Source organism: Streptomyces sp. WMMB303 (genome assembly GCF_029351045.1).
Lineage (GTDB): Bacteria > Actinomycetota > Actinomycetes > Streptomycetales > Streptomycetaceae > Streptomyces.
Genome location: NZ_JARKIN010000001.1, coordinates 2878451 through 2894341, shown reverse-complemented (window position 1 = coordinate 2894341; position 15891 = coordinate 2878451). Strand labels below are relative to the sequence as shown.

At 71.4% G+C, this 15891-nt stretch carries 18 protein-coding genes and 1 pseudogene; 12 read left to right on the top strand and 7 right to left on the bottom strand.

Annotation, left to right across the window (positions count from 1 at the left end; genetic code table 11):
- Positions 1-65: 65 nt before the first annotated feature.
- Both P2424_RS12885 and P2424_RS12880 read right to left on the bottom strand, forming a co-directional pair.
- On the bottom strand, positions 66-449 hold the full coding sequence (locus P2424_RS12885; protein WP_276475898.1) for a VOC family protein: 384 nt from the start codon (positions 447-449) through the stop codon (positions 66-68).
- Between the two features lie 136 nt (positions 450-585).
- The gene (locus P2424_RS12880; RefSeq protein WP_276475897.1) at positions 586-1278 is read right to left on the bottom strand and encodes a TetR family transcriptional regulator; all 693 of its coding nucleotides are present in this window, start codon (positions 1276-1278) and stop codon (positions 586-588) included.
- Positions 1279-1470: 192 nt separating this feature from the next.
- Between P2424_RS12880 and P2424_RS12875 the strand changes: the two genes are divergently transcribed.
- Positions 1471-2322, top strand: a complete 852-nt coding sequence (locus P2424_RS12875) for an NAD(P)H-binding protein (RefSeq protein WP_276475896.1) — start codon at positions 1471-1473, stop codon at positions 2320-2322.
- Positions 2323-2454: 132 nt separating this feature from the next.
- Here the strand turns inward: P2424_RS12875 and P2424_RS12870 are convergent, their stop codons facing one another.
- Both P2424_RS12870 and P2424_RS12865 read right to left on the bottom strand, forming a co-directional pair.
- A complete protein-coding gene (locus P2424_RS12870; RefSeq protein WP_276475895.1) occupies positions 2455-2859 on the bottom strand; it encodes a VOC family protein in 405 nt (134 codons plus the stop codon).
- Positions 2860-3078: 219 nt separating this feature from the next.
- Positions 3079-3705 (bottom strand): flavoprotein, encoded by a 627-nt coding sequence (locus tag P2424_RS12865; RefSeq protein WP_276475894.1) that lies wholly within the window; start codon positions 3703-3705, stop codon positions 3079-3081.
- A 221-nt stretch (positions 3706-3926) separates the two neighbouring features.
- Here P2424_RS12865 and P2424_RS12860 point away from each other — a divergent pair, with 221 nt between their 5' ends.
- Together P2424_RS12860 and P2424_RS12855 are read left to right on the top strand one after the other, a co-directional pair.
- A complete protein-coding gene (locus P2424_RS12860; protein ID WP_276475893.1) occupies positions 3927-5180 on the top strand; it encodes a helix-turn-helix transcriptional regulator in 1254 nt (417 codons plus the stop codon).
- Between the two features lie 228 nt (positions 5181-5408).
- On the top strand, positions 5409-5849 hold the full coding sequence (locus P2424_RS12855) for a hypothetical protein (RefSeq protein ID WP_276475892.1): 441 nt from the start codon (positions 5409-5411) through the stop codon (positions 5847-5849).
- A gap of 133 nt (positions 5850-5982) precedes the next feature.
- On the opposite strand, the gene P2424_RS12850 is transcribed toward P2424_RS12855, so the two are convergent.
- Positions 5983-6780 (bottom strand): hypothetical protein, encoded by a 798-nt coding sequence (locus P2424_RS12850; RefSeq protein WP_276475891.1) that lies wholly within the window; start codon positions 6778-6780, stop codon positions 5983-5985.
- A gap of 292 nt (positions 6781-7072) precedes the next feature.
- Here P2424_RS12850 and P2424_RS12845 point away from each other — a divergent pair, with 292 nt between their 5' ends.
- From P2424_RS12845 to P2424_RS12835, 3 genes are read left to right on the top strand one after another with little or no spacing between them, the layout of a single operon-like run.
- Entirely contained in the window at positions 7073-7849 is a 777-nt protein-coding gene (locus P2424_RS12845; protein WP_276475890.1) for a hypothetical protein, read from the top strand.
- 27 nt (positions 7850-7876) lie between these two features.
- Positions 7877-9037, top strand: a complete 1161-nt coding sequence (locus tag P2424_RS12840; protein WP_276475889.1) for a sensor histidine kinase — start codon at positions 7877-7879, stop codon at positions 9035-9037.
- Positions 9034-9720 (top strand): response regulator transcription factor, encoded by a 687-nt coding sequence (locus tag P2424_RS12835; RefSeq protein ID WP_276475888.1) that lies wholly within the window; start codon positions 9034-9036, stop codon positions 9718-9720. Before P2424_RS12840 ends, P2424_RS12835 begins: the two co-directional genes overlap by 4 nt.
- A gap of 417 nt (positions 9721-10137) precedes the next feature.
- Here P2424_RS12835 and P2424_RS12830 read toward each other — a convergent pair whose 3' ends face one another.
- Complete coding sequence (locus P2424_RS12830; RefSeq protein ID WP_276475887.1) at positions 10138-10569, bottom strand: Hsp20/alpha crystallin family protein; 432 nt, start codon at positions 10567-10569, stop codon at positions 10138-10140.
- Between the two features lie 127 nt (positions 10570-10696).
- Between P2424_RS12830 and P2424_RS12825 the strand changes: the two genes are divergently transcribed.
- Positions 10697-11332 (top strand): type III effector protein, encoded by a 636-nt coding sequence (locus P2424_RS12825; protein WP_276475886.1) that lies wholly within the window; start codon positions 10697-10699, stop codon positions 11330-11332.
- 131 nt (positions 11333-11463) lie between these two features.
- Here the strand turns inward: P2424_RS12825 and P2424_RS12820 are convergent, their stop codons facing one another.
- Entirely contained in the window at positions 11464-12042 is a 579-nt protein-coding gene (locus P2424_RS12820; RefSeq protein WP_276475885.1) for a TetR/AcrR family transcriptional regulator, read from the bottom strand.
- An 89-nt stretch (positions 12043-12131) separates the two neighbouring features.
- Here P2424_RS12820 and P2424_RS12815 point away from each other — a divergent pair, with 89 nt between their 5' ends.
- The 5 genes and pseudogenes from P2424_RS12815 to P2424_RS12795 all read left to right on the top strand — a co-directional run.
- Complete coding sequence (locus P2424_RS12815; RefSeq protein ID WP_276475884.1) at positions 12132-12578, top strand: DUF1772 domain-containing protein; 447 nt, start codon at positions 12132-12134, stop codon at positions 12576-12578.
- Positions 12579-12649: 71 nt separating this feature from the next.
- The gene (locus tag P2424_RS12810; RefSeq protein ID WP_276475883.1) at positions 12650-12907 is read left to right on the top strand and encodes a hypothetical protein; all 258 of its coding nucleotides are present in this window, start codon (positions 12650-12652) and stop codon (positions 12905-12907) included.
- A complete protein-coding gene (locus P2424_RS12805) occupies positions 12892-13152 on the top strand; it encodes a hypothetical protein (RefSeq protein WP_276475882.1) in 261 nt (86 codons plus the stop codon). The genes P2424_RS12810 and P2424_RS12805 overlap by 16 nt, the downstream gene beginning before the upstream one ends.
- Before the next feature lie 291 nt (positions 13153-13443).
- Positions 13444-14559 carry a MerR family transcriptional regulator gene (locus P2424_RS12800; protein ID WP_276475881.1) on the top strand — a complete coding sequence of 372 codons (1116 nt, stop codon included), beginning with the start codon at positions 13444-13446 and terminating at the stop codon, positions 14557-14559.
- Between the two features lie 711 nt (positions 14560-15270).
- Positions 15271-15605: pseudogene (locus P2424_RS12795) on the top strand (tyrosine-type recombinase/integrase); the annotation flags it as partial.
- Positions 15606-15891 lie beyond the last annotated feature (286 nt).

Here is a 15891-nt window from a genome sequence, read left to right as displayed (position 1 = left end):
GCCGCACCGAGGCGTGTACCGGTGCGGGAAGTCGGCGGAGGCGGCGGAGGCGGCGTCCCGGGCCGTCATTCGCCGCCGTAGTGCCGGGTGATGATCTCCAGGACATGTCCGTCCGGGTCGAGCCAGTAGAGGCCGCGGCCCCCGTCGTTGCGGTTGATCTCACCGGGGCGGGTGCGCCTCGGGTCGGCGTAGTAGGTGAGCCCGGCCTCCTCGATCCGGCCGAAGACGAGGTCGAACTCCTCCTCGGAGACGAGGAAGGCGTAGTGCTGCGGCGCGATCGGATTCTCCCCCGCGTCGGCGAAGTCGAGCGCCACGTCGTTCGCGGTGACCACCGGCAGGAACGGGCCGAACCGGGGCCGCACCTCCAAGCCCAGCAGACCGGCGAGGAACTGCGCGGACCGCTGCTTGTCGCTGGCGTACACGATCGTGTGGTTGAGCTGGACCGGCATCCGGTGTTCCTCCTGGATCGAGTGTGGGCCGAGGCCCGGTGTCCGGCGCCCCGACAGGCCGCTTGCCCGGTACAACTCCGGTTCCGGTGCCGGAATGCCGGGATCCGCCCCGGACCTTGGTCGTAGGACCGCAGGCTCAGTCCGCGTCCGCGTCCGCTCCGCTGTGTCCCGTCCCGCGCTCGTTCTCGTTCCCGGGTCCGTCCGGGCATCCGCCTTCGGCCAGCCGGCGGATGATCCGGCGCAGCTGTTCGGTGTAGAACTCCCGGAACTCCGACGACGACGGGTCCATGCCGAGTACCGAGCGGACCGTCTGCGGGGTCACCGCGGGGGTGGCGACGGCGCCCATCATCAGCAGCAGGACGGCGCCGGGATCCAGCTCCTCCGCGATCTCGCCCGCCTGCTTGCGGCGCTCCATGCCCGTCAGGTCCTCGCGTTCGGCCTCCGGCTCCGCGCCCGTCAGCCCCGTCCAGGCGGACAGCCTGGGGCCGCGGGGGTCGTCGAGGGCCTGGTGCAGATAGTGCGCCATCACCTCGTCCAGCGGTACCTCCGGGCGGTTGAATGTCTCCTCGCGCCGGGCCCAGCGCCGGTTCAGGGCGTTCCACAGCCCTTCCTTGCCGCCGAAGTGGTAGGCGATCAACTGCTTGTTGAGTCCGGCCCGGTCGGCGATGTCCTGGACCCGGGCCCCGGCGTACCCCTTGGCGGCGAACTCGTCCATCGCCGCGTCCAGCAGCCGTCGGCAGGAGCGTGCCGGGTCGAGTCTGCGCTCCTCGGCGCGTGGCGCGCGGCGCGGGCTGCGGGAGCCGGGCGGGGGTGCGGATTCGTCGCTCACAGGGACCAGCGTAGCGGCAGTCCCATCCGGTTCATCTATATGGTTGACGTCTTCATCCAGTTGGTTGAATGATGCGGGGCGGGGCGTCCCGCTGCGGCAGGCACCGCAGGCGCCCCACGCCACAAGCCGACGCCGTACGGCCGCCGAGGTGTCGGCAGCGCCGTACGAGCCGTCACAGCAAGGGGGAGCAGCATGATTCTGGTGACCGGAGCGACCGGGAACGTCGGCCGACCGCTCGTCGAGCGCCTCACCGCCGCAGGACACAAGGTCCGCGGTCTGACGAGGTCCCCGGACCGCGCCCGGCTGCCCGACGGCGCCGTACCGGTCGGGGCCGACGACCTGGACGCCGCACTGGACGGCGTCAGTGCCCTCTTCCTGAACCCCGCGGCGTTCTGGCACGGTACCGGCGAACTGCTGCGGCGGGCGGCCGAACGCGGGGTCCAGCGGGTGGTGACCCTCTCCTCGTCCTCGGTCGTGCCGTCCGCCATGCCGCTGGAGCTGGACAACCCCATCGCCGCGCACCACCGGACGATGGAGGCCCAGGTGGAGGAGGCCGCGGCAGCCGCCGGTATGGCGTGGACCCACCTGCGGCCCGGCATGTTCGCCACCAACACGCTCGCGTGGGCGGATTCCCTGCGACGGGACGGCGTCCTGCGCGCCGCCTACGCCGGTGCGCACGCGGCTCCCATCCACGAGGACGACATCGCCGCTGTCGCCGCCCTCGCGCTCACCGGAGAGTTGCCGGGCGACGGCCCCACCCCGGTGCTGACCGGCCCCGAGTCGCTGACCCAGGAGGATCAGCTCCGGCTCCTCGCGGAGGCGACCGGGCGGAGTCTGCGGTTCGAGGAGATTCCGCACGCGGAGGCACGCGCGGACATGGTCGCCGCCGGCACGCCGGGCGAGTTCGCCGACGTCCTGCTCCAACTCGCCGCGCACTCGGTCGACGTGCCCGCGGAGGTGTCACCGGGCGTCGAGCAGCTCACCGGCAGCCCCGGACGCAGCTTCGCGCAGTGGGCCCGCGACCATGTGGAGGACTTCCGCTGAAGCGCACCACCGCCTCCGCCCCGGGCGCGCCGCGCCCGGGGCGGAGGCGGGGCAGGTTTCGCTCCGCGGCGGGGGAGTGCGGGAGGCGCCCGTGCTCGCCGCTGCCCGCACGGACACCGGCGAGCCGACCGGTCAGCCCTGGAAGGCGGCCGGGTCCATCCACATGACCTCCCAGATGTGGCCGTCCGGGTCGGTGAAGGAGCGCCCGTACATCGGGCCCTGCTCGATCGGTTCGCCGTGCGCCGCCGCCCCGGCCCCCAGAGCGGAATCCACCAGCGTGTCGACCTCCGCGCGGCTGTCGGCCGACAGGGCCACCAGCACCTCGCTGGTCCGCGCGGTGTCGGGGATCTCCCGCTGCGAGAAGGACATGAAGAACGGCTCCACCAGCAGCATCACGAAGATGTCGTCGCTCACCACCATGCAGGTGGCGTTCTCGTCCGTGAACTGCGGGTTGAAGGAGAAGCCGCACGCGGTGAAGAACTCGACGCTGCGGTCCAGGTCCTTCACCGGCAGGTTGACGAAGATCTTCCGGGACATGGAGTGCCTCTTCTCTGCGCTGCGCGCTCTCGGGCGTCACTCGGCGACGCCTCTCGGTTCCGTCCCTCCTCCCGCGGCGGGTGGAAGGCGCTACACAGGTTGGACGGCGCGCGACGGCAGAACTCATCGCAGCCGGAGAAGATTCTTCGCGGAGTCGCCGGAAGCTCGCCGGGCCGGCGCGGAAGGCGAGGCGTGGGGAGCCGGGGCGGCCCCGTGTGATCAGGAGCGGTCCACTCCGCCGTTCTCCGCCGGAGGCACCGCTCCCGTCGCCCTCGGGGCCGCTTCTTCTCGGGGGCCGGACGCGGCTGCCGCCACCGCCTCGGCCGCGGACCTCAGCGCGCACTCCCAGGGAAACGCGTCGGGGCGGCCTTCGCCGGGCGCGTTCGGGGTGAAGCCCTCCGCCCCGTACAGCACCCGTACTCCGGCGCGGCTCAGGATCTCGAGGGAGGGCGCGAACTGCGGGTGCCGGGCGTAGGCCGCGTTCACGCACGGCATCGTCACCAGAGGGATGCCCTTGCCGATCGCCTCGGCGGCGAACCCGACGACGAACTTGTCCGTGAGTCCGAGAGCCCACTGGTTGACCGTGTTGAAGGTCGCGGGTGCCACCACGGCGGCCGTCGCGGGCGGCCAGACGTCGGCCCCACCGGGCATCTTGTAGCGGGAGCGCACCGGATGTCCCGTCCGGCGCTCCAGCTCCGGGAGGTCTTCCGCCAGCCAGTGCGCCGCGGTGGGGGTGAGCCCCAGGCACACGTCCCAGCCGGTCCGTTGGGCGCTGCGGACGGCGTCGGCGATCCGCAGCACAGGTGGCGCCGCGCAGCCGAGCAGATACAGGACGCGTGAAGCCATGCCGCATTTCACCACGAAGCCTGCGGCCGTGCGGCCGCGCAGCCCGCAACTACCCCGGCGTCGACGGCACCTGCGACGCCCGTGCGTCGCAGCGCGCCTGTCACACTGTGACGCGCTCGTGCAACTCGACTGCACCCGATCGAGTGGTGATCGCGGCTGAAATCCACCGCTGCCGCTCACCGTGCGTACGGTTCCGGGGCCATCGAGGAACGGAGTCGCGGATGCGCGGGCAGCAGGAAGAACACGCGGGCGTCCGTATCGCCCACCAGCGCAAGCTGGCCGGGCTGACGCAGCGCGGGCTCGCCGCGCGGCTCCCCTACTCCTACAGCCTGTTACGGCAGGTCGAGGAAGGCCGCAAGAACGCCTCGCCCGACCTGGTCTCGGCGGTGGCGCGGGTGCTGCGCATCGACGTGACGGTGCTGACGGGCCAGCCCTATGTCACCGAGCTCCAGCAGGACCGCCTCGCAGCCCTCATCCGTCCGATCCGCGAGGCGCTCGACCTGTACGACCTGCACGACGTGGACGACCTCACCCCCGCGCATGAACTGCGGGGCGCGAGCGGGCAGAGCGAACGCGCCGGGGTGCTGCCGTCGGCCGAACTCGCCGCCCGGGCCGACGACCTGTGCCGCATGGTGCGTGCCACGCAGCTGAGCAAGGCGGCGCACGCCCTGCCGCCGTTCATCGCGGAGGCCACCGCGGCGGCTCACCGGGAGCGCAGCACAGTGCGGTGGCAGACGCTCGGTTCCGCATACCGCACGGCGCACGACATCGCCACCAAGCTCGGCTTCTACGATCTGGCCACCATCGCGCTCGACCGGCTGGGCTGGGCCGCGGAGCGCGGCTCGGACCCCCTGCTGGCCGCCGTGCGCCAGTACATGCGGGCGCTCTCCTACTTCCGCGAGGGCGAACACACCATCGGCCTGCGGCTGATCGAGGCGGGGCACAGAGTCCTCTCCGGGGTCGGCGGCGCGGGCAGCGCAGCCCCGGAGGCCCGCGACACCCTCGTCGTACGCGGTCAGTTGCACCTGGGGGCCGGCGTCATCGCGGCTCGCGCACACGACGGCGACGCCGTGGAGAGCCATCTGCGCGAGGCGGCCTCCTACGCCGAGCGCACCGGAGAGGCCGGACGAGTGCACTGGCTGAGTTTCGGGCCGGCGAACGTGGCTGTGCACGAGGTGTCCGCACAGGTCGAATTGCGGCGCTACGGGAAGGCGTTGGAGAAGTCCCGCGACGTCCGTCTTCCGCACGGCTGGCCGATGTCGCGCAGGGCACACTTCTACGTGGACCGCGCGCGTGCCGAGATGGAGACGGGCCACTGCGACGCGGCACTGGAGTCCGTGGTGACAGCGCGCAAGCTGGCGCCGGAGCAGACCCGATACCACCCCGGAGCGCGCGAGACCATCAACGGCCTGGTGGCCCAGCGCCGTCGTACACCCGATTCGCTGGACAACATGGCCGCGTGGCTCTGCCTGTGACGGCCCGCCAAGCAGGCGTGTTCATGACCACGGTGTGCGACGGGAGTGTCACACATTGGTGACACTTTCCGGTCTGCGCTGTCGGCAAAGTGGGGCGCGTCCCCACACGTAGAGACATGCGAAGAGCGTGAGGAACGTGGAACGCGCCCGACAGCGCGGGGACGACCAACGCCACGCCGTGGGTGGCGCCGAAGAGGCCGAAGCCGCTGAAGACGCACAGGAGAAGCCGTGACCGTGTGGTGGCCACTGCCGAAGGGCCTGGATGCCGTGCTGTTACCCGCCGGGGAGTGGTGGGACGCGGTGCGCGTCCCCGCCTACCTGGGGGAGGGGGTACTGACCCGGCTCGGTTCCGCCTCCGGTGCGGTCATCCGCGACCCCTACGGCAGCAGGCTGTACTGGCTCGTCGAGCCGGAGAGCGCCCAGGAGTGGTCCTTCTGCGAGTTCGCCGCCGTGCAGGTACTGGGCGAGGCGAGCTGGGTGACGGTGCCGCCCAGCAGCCGCCTGCAGCCGCCCGGGCCGCACTGGGCCGTTCCCTGCACCCCCGCCGGTTCCCTGACGTCGACGGCAGCCCTGCACGCCGCCCTGCACGCCACCATCACCCAGGCCCTCGGCCCCCGGCCCGGTCCCACCCCGTCCCGGCAGGCCGCGCCTGCGCGAGAGCGGCGCTGAAACCGCGGCGTCCCGACCGCCGTTCCGGCCGGTGGACGCCCCGTGCGCCCCCCCCGCACACCGCCCCGGGCGTTCCCGCGCACCGCCCCGGGCGTCCTCGCGTACCCGATCAGGTCCGGGAGCGGGCGCGGGATCAGCCGAGCTTCGCCTCCTGCGCGTCGATGACGGCAGTCGGCTGCTTGTAGTCCTCGCCCCGGCTGACCGATGCGATGTTGAAGGACGAGAACCCGGCGAGCGTGGTGCCCTGCCGGAAGACGACGACCTTGGTGTCGGCGGCGGAGCCGTCCTGCTCGGTGCCGACCGTCCAGGCGACCGCGTCCTCGCCGACCGAGACCTTCTCCTCGGTGACCTTGGTGACCTGCTGCTTCTCGCCGTCGGCGGTCATAGTGAAGCCTCCGGCGCACTTCTTGCCGGCCTTCCGCAGCGTGGCGAGCGCCTGCTCGGCCCCGTCGGCGTCGTAGGACCACAGGGAGGTCAGCGTCTTGGTGATGTCGAGCGAGTCGAGCGTCGCTTCCTCGGCCTCCTTCTCCGTCATCTTGCCGAGCTCCTCCACCGAGGGCATGCCCTTCTCGGCGGCCTTGGTCTTGTGGACGACGAGCCGCTGCGCGGTCGCCGCCGGGTCGCCCGCGGGCAGGGCCGACAGCGCCTGCGCGACGGGCTTGCACTCGGCCTTCTCGACGGAGACGGAGCCCGGCTCGAACGCCTCGTCCTTGCCCGGCTTCTTGACCTCGTGGTCCTTGAGATCATCCTTGGTGACCACGAGCTTCTCCAGCTTGTCGGCGGACAGCGCCTTCGCCGGCGGCTTCTCGGACGCCCCGCCCTTCGCCTTCTTGTCCTCGTCGCTGCTCTCGCCACCACCGCAGGCAGTGGCCAGAAGCGCGAAGGAGACCGCGGAAGCGGTCAGGACCGTACGACGAATAGCGACTCGCACTGTGCATCTCCCTGTACTCAACGCTCTGTGCTCATGTGCGGCGCAGAGCTCCACAGGACGAGACCAGTGCCTCGGGCGCGGGGATGCACACCGAGACCATCTGTATATCCATCTGTATATCGTTCAGTTATGCGCCACGTTCGGGGATGTCGCACCGTCGGCGGATGATGCCGGTGCGTGACGGCAGCGGGGTCACTGGACGGTCGTACCCAGGTCTGACTCCGCAGATCACCTCTCAGTCCGACGCCCCGCAGGAGCGGTCGAGGGCATCGTCAGCGAGGTGATGAAACCGATGAGATCCACGGGTGCCTCGGCCGCGACGCTCGGTGCCCGACTGCATGACGTGCTGCCTGTGGAGCGTTTGGAGGGCACGGGTTTCCCGGGACGTTGGGTGGGAGGGGCGGCCATGGTGCTCGGCCCGCTGCTGATGCTGGCCGGCGCGTCGCTGCGGGCCCGCTTCCCCTTCTTCTTTCCTGACCAGCTCGCCGCGTACGAACGGCACCCCCTCCTGATGGCCACGGCTTACGGTCTCTTCGCGGCCGGCAACCTGCTGCTCTGGCCCGCGGTGGCGGTGCTGGCCGCACGGATCGGGGCCCGGAGCGTCGGGTGGGGGCTATGGGGTGGTGCGCTGGCCATGTTCGGGCTGTTCACCCGTGCCTTTCATGCCGGAGTGGACCATCTGGCCTTTCAACTGGTGCGTTCCCAGGGAGTCGAGGAAGCCACCGAGGCGGTGTCCGCCGGTTACGGTGCCTTCCACGTCTTCGCCGCGCTGAATCTCGCCATCCTCGCGGGATGGATCGTCCTCGCCCTCGGAGCCTGGCGCACCCGGGTGCTCGGCCCGGTCCGCGCTGCCGCACTCGGCCTCACGGCGGCACTGCCCGTCGGAGTGCTCAAGGGGACCACCCCTCTCTCGTTGGTCGCCTTGGCCGGACTGTGTGCCGGGCTGCTCCCGACGGGCCTGGCGCTGCTGCGCGAAGGTACCCGTCCCCGCCGGACGTCGGCGCTGCGCTGGGTGACTCTGGTCATGGTGACGCTCTGCCTGATGGTGCTGCTCGGACAGGCAGGCTGAATGCGCACTGTTGGATATGGTCGGGCCATGACGCCCAGGGGGCAGCAGCATCTCCACGTCCTCGACCTCGCCGCGGCTCTGGCCCTGACCACCGCCTACATCGGTTTCGCCGGGCTCAACGGCGACGACGGCCAACCCGCGTTCACCGGGCCGTTCTGGTTCGGCTGTCTGCTCGCCGCCGCGGTCGGCCTGCCGATCGCCGTGCGCCGTCGCCGACCGCTCGGTGTCCTGGGGACGGTGCTCGCGGCCCTCGTCACGGCGACGCTCCTCGACATCCCGCGCGAGCCGTTCATCGCTGCCGGCCTGGCGGCCTACTCGGTCGCGGCCGCCGAGCCGGCCCGGCGCTCCGTGCCCGCGGTCGTGGTGACACTGCCGGTGGCCTGCGGCGCTGTCTACTTCGGCGAGGGGGTGGTCACTCCCGCCGAGGACTGGCGTGGTGCCGCAGGAGTGGCCGGGCTGGTGCTCGTGGTGATCGGCGGAGCCTGGAGCGTGGGATACACCGTGCGTCGGCGCCGAGCAGAGGCGGAGCGGGAAGAGCGGCGTCGCTCCGAACGCGCGCTGGACGACGAGCGCCTGCGGATCGCCCGTGAACTGCACGACATCGTCTCGCACAGCCTCAGCATGATTGCGGTCAGAGCGGGCGTCGCAGGCCACGTGGCGGAAGCCGACCCGCAGGAGACGCGTGCCGCGCTCAAGGCCGTCGAGGAGGCGAGCCGTTCCGCGCTGGCCGAGATGCGGCGCACTCTCGGACTGCTGCGCACCGAAGGTACGCCGCTGGGCCCGATACCGGACCGCGATGGCCTCGCGTCCCTCGCCGCGGAGGCGGGTCGGGCCGGAGTGGACGTCGACATGACACTGCGCGGTACGCAGGATCTGGCCGGGAGCGTGCGATTGACCATTTACCGCATCGTTCAGGAGGCCCTCACCAACACCGTCCGGCACGCTGCCCCGACCCGCTGCCGCATCATGGTCGAGGCCGATGCGCACGATATCCGCATCGACATAGCGGACGAGGGGCCTCCGTCCCGGCGTCCGTCGGCCGATCGTGAACTCCGCGGTGGCCACGGCCTCCTGGGGATGCGGGAGCGGGCGATGATGTACGGCGGCAGCTTCGAGGCGGGGCCCCGGCCCGAGGGCGGCTTCGCGGTGTCCGTCCGGCTGCCCGCCGAAGGGAAGCACCACGCATGACCGACGAGTTCCCGCTTCGGGTACTGATAGCGGACGACCAGGCGATGGTGCGCGGCAGCTTTCGCGTCCTCGTCGACCACACGCCCGGCATGACCGCCGTGGGTGAGGCAGCCGACGGAGCGGAGGCCGTGGAGCTCGCCCGCCGTGAGCGGCCGGATGTCGTGCTGATGGATGTACGCATGCCCGAACTGGACGGCATCGAGGCCACCCGGCAGCTCTGTTCCGATCCTTCCCTGTCCGGCGTCCGCGTTCTCATCCTCACCACTTTCGACCTCGACGCATACGTGTACGCCGCCCTGCGCGCGGGAGCTGCGGGCTTTCTGCTGAAGGACACCCCGCCGACCGAGGTCCTCGCGGCCATCGGCGTGGTCGCCGCCGGTGAGGCACTGCTCGCCCCCTCGGTCACCCGTCGCCTGATCGCGGAGTTCGCCCGCCGTCCCGAGCCGGTGCGACCACCGGGCAACTCGCTGGACGCGATCACCCGTCGCGAACTGGAGGTGCTCGGCCTGATCGCCCGCGGCCTGTCCAACACGGAGATCGCGGAACACCTCCACCTGAGCCTGGCCACGGTCAAGACCCACATCGGTCGCCTACGCGCCAAACTGCATGCCCGCGACCGCGCCCAACTCGTGATCGTCGCCTACGAGACCGGGCTCGTGGGCAGCAGCCGGTGGGGAGCGTGACGTGCCGTACCTGCTCATCACATGATTTTCGGCGGTGCCGGTGGTGTCGGCGGCTGTGGGGAGGGCGGCGCCGGCGCCGGGTCGCGGTCCCTCGGTGGTGGCTTCGATCCGGGCCCCGGTCCGGCGGACGAGCCGATCGGGGAAGCGGCTCGATGCTCTGTGGCCGGCCGAACGGGCAGACGGCACGCGGGCCGGGGCGGAGGTCGCTTACCCAGCGCGCCCCGAGGAGCGAGGCCGACGCGGTCGCCGACTCCGCTTCCCGCCCGGCCCCAGCGCGCCGCGCTCTCCCGCAGCGGCGAGGAACGGCTGCCGCAGAGCCGTCGGCCGCCGTTCCTCTTCTTGTCGGGCTGCTCACGGGGTGCGGAGGGCGGGGGTACTGGGGGAGGTCGCCCGTCCTCCGCACCGGTCCGGCCGGTGTCAGCCGGAGATCTCCTTGCGGCCGGATCCGACGCCGACGGAGATCTTGCGGGGCTTGGCGCGCTCGGCGATCGGGATGCGCAGGGTGAGCACGCCCGCGTCGTAGTCGGCCTGGATGCGCTCGGTGTCGAGGGTGTCGGCGAGCGTGATCTGCCGGGAGAAGACGCCCAGCGGGCGTTCCGAGAGTTCCATCTGCACGTCGTCGGGCTTCGCCACGGGCCGGCGCTCGGCCTTGACGGTCAGCATGTTGCGCTCGACGTCGATGTCGATCGCGTCCGCGCTGACACCGGGGACGTCGAAGGCCACGACGTACTCGTCGCCCTCGCGGTAGGCGTCCATCGGCATCGGGGACGGCCGGGACCAGGTCCCCGGTCCCACCAGGTGCTGTGCCAGCCGGTCCAGCTCGCGGAAGGGGTCAGTGCGCATCAACATCGTGAAAACACCTCCAGAAGGTCGGGCAGTTGCTGCCAATGCGCCGCACAGCCATTGTTGTAGCATGTCATCCAGTAGATGACAAGCAGGATGTCAACGACTAGATGACTCCCGAGGGAGGTGGCCCGTGACCACAGCAGACCAGCCGCCCGCAACCAGCTCCGACGCCCCCAGCCCGGCGTCGTTCCTCGCTGCCGCAGCGGCCCTCAACGCCATAGACGACGCCCTGCACACCGCCCAGCACGAGACCCCTGACGGCCCCAGCCCCGGCGCCGGGCCGGACCCCGAGCAGGCCCTGGCCTCACTGCTGCTGCTCCGGCAGGTGCGCGAACAGCTCGCCGGATGGGAGACCGGCCTGATCGAAACCGCCCGCGACGCGGGCGCCAGCTGGGCCGACCTCGCCCAACCCCTCGGTGTGACCAGTCGCCAGGCCGCTGAACGCCGCTACCTGCGCGGTCGCCCCGGCCCCGCCGGAAGCACCGGCGAACAGCGCATCACCGCCACCCGGCAGGCCCGCGCCGCCCAGCGCAGCACCACCGCGTGGGCCCGCCACAACGCCGCCGGCCTGCGTCGCCTCGCAGGTCAGATCACCGCCCTCACCGACCTGCCCGCAGCCGCCCGCCACCCGCTCGACGAACTCCATGCGGCCCTCGCCCACAACGACCCCACGGAACTCATCACCCCCCTGGCCGCCGCCCGCCCCCACCTGACCGCCACCCACCCCGACCTCGCCGCCCAACTCGACACCCTCACTCCTCCCTGACCCCCTGCCCGGCCCGGGGCGGGTGTGCGTCCGGGTAGGGAGCCCGGTACTCCGCGGCAGCGTCGAGAGGACCGCAGGCAGGCGGCGGGGCCCGCGGGCCCCGCCGCCTGCCTGCCTGCCGTGCTGCTGTGTCAGTCCACGGGGAGCCGGTCCACCAGCAGCGCCACTCTCGACTCGGTGTCCTCCGGAGGCAGCCGCCCGGACCGCGTCAGGGTCGCCACCCCGTGCAGGGACGCCCAGAACACCTCGGTGAACAGACCCGGCGCGACGCCGTCTCCGGCGACCTCGCCGAGGCACTCCAGCAGCGCGGCGAAGGCGTCCTTGAGGGGTTCCGGGGTGTCCTCCCGCGCGTACGCGAGGCCGCCGTCGAGCTGGAAGATGGCGTCGTAGACCGCCGGGTTGCGTTCGGCGAAGTCGAGATAGGCGCGGGCCAGCGCGTACACCCGGGCGCGCGGGCCGTCCGCGACGGCGGTCGCAGCTCGCACCGCCGCGGCCATCTCGGTGGAGCCCTGGAGGGCGACGGCGCCGATGATTTCCCGCTTGCCGCGGAAGTGGCTGTAGAGGACTGGCTGGCTGTACTCGATGCGCTCGGCGAGCCGGCGGGTGGTGACCGCGTCCCAGCCCTGGTCCTCGGCGAGTTCGCGGGCCGTCGCCACGATGAGGCGCTCGCGCTCCGCCCGCTCCCGTTCCTTGCGTTCCTGTACCGACATGATTCGATCCTAGCAGCGCTAGACAATCGAGCAATAGAAGGACTAGCGTTGATTCATCAGCTAGCAGCACTAGATATCAGGGGTTCATCATGGTCAACGCACTCGAGGTCGTCACCACCGTGATCGTCGGACTGATGGTGGGGGTGGAGTTCTCCGTCGCTTTCATCATGAACCGGATCCTCAACGCCCTCCCGGAGGACAGCAGCCAACTCGGCCACGCCCACGGGGGCCGACTGCTCGGCGCCGTGATGCCCGTCTGGTACATCGGCTCGCTCGTCCTCGTCGCCGTCTGGGCGGCCGCCGGGTGGCACCACCACGGCACCGGCCTCGTCGTCACCGCCGGCGCGCTACTGGCCCTGAGCGTGGCCATGTCGATCCTGCTGCTCGTTCCGATCAACAACCGGAACAAGACCTGGACGCCCGACAACCGGCCCGCCGACTGGAAGCAGCAGCTGAACCGCTGGGGGCGCTGGCACTACGTTCGCCTCGCCGACATCATCGCCGCCTTCGCCCTGCTGGTCACCGCCCTCACCTGAGCCCACGGACCCGCCGTCCCGGCCCCAGCCGCCGGGCACCGGATGATGCGGCTGCTGCCGTTCCGCGACCTGTGACCTACGGTCTCGCCACCCCCTTCACCCACCCGGTCCGAAGCCTCGCGATGCTGCTCGCGGTGGCGTTCGGCACGGTCGCGGCCACCTTCGCGGTGGGGCTGACCTCGTCGCTGACCGCGGTCGGCACCTCACAGGACCCCGAGAGCCGCGCGGCGGTCACGGTCACGACCACCAGGCTGAACACCCTCGCAGCCCCTCCGCCTCCTCCCGCGGGGAAGACCGCGGCAACCCCGACTCCGTGCTGGCCTCGGTGACCGTGATCGGGGTACTCGGCGGGCTGATCGGCGTGCCGACCGGGTACGCGCTGCACGGCCTCGTCATGCCCCTGATGGGACGCGCCGCGGGCACCAGCATGCCCGCACCGGTCATCGACGTGTACGAGCCGTGGCAACTGGCCCTGCTGGGGTCGGGCGGGATCGCGATCGCTGTGCTGGGCGCGCTGATCCCGGCCGGCTGGGCTGCCAGGGCACGCACGGCCACGGCGCTGCGCACCGAGTAGCGCCGGCGAAGCACAAGCCGCCGCGGCGCACCCGTCGGGCCCTCGTCCGCGGGCAGCGCGACAGCGTCGGTGCGCACCGGGCATACAGCAACCGCCCCGGCCCGAGTGTCCGCGGTGCCGGGGCGTTCGGCCCACGCTTCCGGCGAAGACCGACAGCCGGACCGTTCGCCTGCGCAGCGGCCACGAGAGGGACGGCACCGCCTCCCCGGCACGCTGACCACGGCGTCGCCGGTCGTCGGTTGCGGTAGACCGCTTGACCCTCACGTGACGTCATGCCGCATCGTCGGCGGCATGCGGGAACACCTCACTGTGGGCCGCGTGGCCGAACTGGCCGGCGTGAGCGTCCGCACGCTGCATCACTACGACCGGATCGGCCTCGTGCCACCGTCCGCACGGACCGCAGCCGGGTACCGGGCCTACTCGCCGAGCGACATCGAGCGGCTGCGGGAGGTGCTCGGCTACCGGCGGCTGGGCTTCGGCCTGCGCGAGATCGCGGATCTGGTGGATGACCCTGCCACCGACGCCGTCGCACACCTGCGCAGGCTGCGCGGCCTGCTCCAGGAACAGCGCGACCGCGTGGCGGGCATGTTGACGGCCATCGACGAGGAACTGGAGGCACGAGCGATGGGGATCCGGACGACTCCGGAAAATCAACTGAGAGTTTTCGGCGCACAATTGTACGAGTCCATCGGGTCCGCCTACCCGGCGACCCGGCGCACCGAGCAGCGGATCGCCGCAAGGATCTGGGACGCGCTCGGGGACGCCCGTACGGTACTGAACGTCGGTGCCGGCACCGGCTCCTACGAACCTCCCGACCGCGACGTCATCGCGGTGGAACCGTCGGCGGTGATGCGAGCGCAGCGCCCCGCGGACGCGGCGCCGTGCGTGGCCGCCGGCGCGGAACGCCTGCCGTTCGCCGACCAGTCCTTCGACGCCGCAATGGCCGTCAGCACCGTTCACCACTGGCCGGACCCGGTCGCCGGGCTGGGCGAGATGCGGCGAGTGGCCCGACGTGTCGTGGTGTTCACATACGACGCCAGCTCGACCGGCTGGCTTCAGCGGTTCTGGCTCACCCGCGACTACCTGCCCGAGTTCGCCGGCCTTCTCGCCGACTGGCCCTCACTGGCCGACATGACCCGCGCGATCGGGGGCCGCGCCGAACCGGTGCTCATCCCGTGGGACTGCGCTGACGGCTTCTTCGAGGCCCACTGGCGCCGCCCCGAGGCGTATCTGGACGAACAGGTGCGCCGCGCGGTATCGGTATGGACCCGAGTCGGACCGCGGGCGGAGCAGCGGGCCGTGGACAGCCTCCGCGACGACCTCTCCTCGGGCCGCTGGACCGAACGCAACCGGGACCTCATCTCCCTCGACGCGGCAGAGCTGGGCCTGCGCCTGCTCGTGGCCTGACCACTCGCACCCGAGAACGGCACCCAGCAGCCGGTCGCCCACGAGCGGTGCGCCAGGCCTCCATCCGAGGCCGCGACCCGCCTCGCATGCTGTGCGGCGCATGCCGGCCGGCTGCCCGGCCCTGCAAGGCCCCCGCCGCTGAGGATCAGAGTGCCGCCCTCACCTCTTGCCGCGCTTGCGGCCCTTGCCGCTTCTCGGCTTCGTCTTCCGCCACCCCGCGGCTTCCCTCGACCAGGAGCCGCAATGGATCTCGCAGCGCGAGGCACCGATCAAGGCCAATCGCTGACAGCGTGTGCCCTTGGTCGTCAGTGCACCGCACTTGGACTGTGTCCGTGCCACGAACGCTCGCCCCCTTGTCCCGACCCGACTGCTCCGGCAAGGGCCAAGGTTCCAGCGCGGACCGCCTGCCATGGAAGGCGCGTGCAGTGGCAACGGGTGTGCTCCGGCGCACCATAGGGCGGGCCACACGCGACGGCTCCCGTGGCCCGCACGATCAATTCGTGTCGAGGTCAAGCCGGCGGTGAGCCTCAGCTTGGGAAGCTTGGGTGTCTTGGGGCGGTTGTTCCGCTGACCTGCGGTGGGGCGGCGCTGCGCCACCCGCCAGGCGCTGTCTCCGCTGCTTGCACTGCACGTTCGGAGTGCGGCGGCTGCCGTTCGGTGCCCAGCATGGCAACTGTCCCCACCGCGATGCTGAAGGGCCTGGCCACCCACCGGACGGATCCGCTCCAGGCGGCGGTCGTCCTGGCCGCCACCGTGGGGCTGCGGCGGGGCGAGACCGTGGCGGCTCCGCTGGTCGGACGTGGCCCCGGAGAACCGCGTCCTGTACGTCCGCCAGTAGACGCAGTCCAGGATGCCCGGCCCGGCACGGCTGCGTCACGCTGCTCGTCGCTGCCGGGGTGGCTCCCCGCGTCGTGAGGGAGATCCTGGGGCACAGTCAGATCAGCATCACCATGGACGTCTATACGCACGTGGTGCAGGACACCCAGCGGGAGGCCATCAGTCACATGGACCGGCTGCTCGAGAGGCGCCCCGGCACGGAGTCCTGACCGTGGCTGAACGTCGCCGTTGATGTCAGATGTGGATGCCAAAGGCCCCGGACCATGATCGGTCCGGGGCCTTTTCGCTGGTGCCCCCGGCGGGGCACGACGTAGATGGGAAACGCGTGGACCTACGCGGGGGCGGTGCAATTGCCGTGATTGAGGCAACCTATGGGACCGCGTGACGCCGGGCCTCAATCTGGGTTGTTCGCCCAGCAACAGGCCGGATGCCTCTATTGCCTGCCTCGCGGCCCCGAATATGGCTCCCGGCCTCTGGAGTCGGCATGAGGATCTC